At 57.8% G+C, this 585-nt stretch carries 1 pseudogene; it reads right to left on the bottom strand.

From position 1 onward, the window contains the following. Positions 1-585: pseudogene (locus BJU60_RS14855) on the bottom strand (ABC transporter permease); the annotation flags it as partial.

The raw sequence follows: 585 nt of genomic DNA, 5'->3' as shown, positions 1-585 counted from the left end.
GGAACAAGACGAAACCGCTCACCGTGAACGGCGTGCCGAGGTTGATCGTGTCACCGACCTCGATCCCGTTCTTCTCGGCGTATTTGGCGTTGAGCGCGACCTCGTCGTCCGTCGTCGGACGCGATCCCGCTTCGAGGTAAGACTGATTGATCGTCATTGTTTCTTTTAAGACGAGCCCCCGATGTTCACTGCCCGCGAATGGATAAGTGATCAGTTTGGATTCGCGAAGTTCGATTGTCGCCTCGGGCATGACGGACTCGACCGCGTCGATCCGGGCGCCGATCAAGTCGTCGAAGCGTTCCGGGTCGACCTGTTTCAAATCGGCGAGCGTATACGTGCCCGAGGCGACGAGGGAGGCGATTTCGGGGTCGTTCGCTTCGTCCTCGGTGACGCGGTTGAGCATCTCGACGGCGAAATCCTCTTGGTTCGACGACGCCAAATAGTCCTCGGTCGGGACCTCGATCCCGCTGATGCCGTAGAACATCATCGTGTAGGTGAGTGAGCTCATGACGATGATGACGGCGATGGCGACGAGCTGCATCCATTTGCCGACGAGCGTCTTCAAGACGTTTTTATACAGCATGG

Origin of the sequence: Exiguobacterium aurantiacum (genome assembly GCF_001766415.1) — a bacterium.
Classification (GTDB): Bacteria; Bacillota; Bacilli; order Exiguobacteriales; family Exiguobacteriaceae; genus Exiguobacterium; species Exiguobacterium aurantiacum_A.
This window is presented reverse-complemented; position numbering and strand designations above follow the sequence as displayed.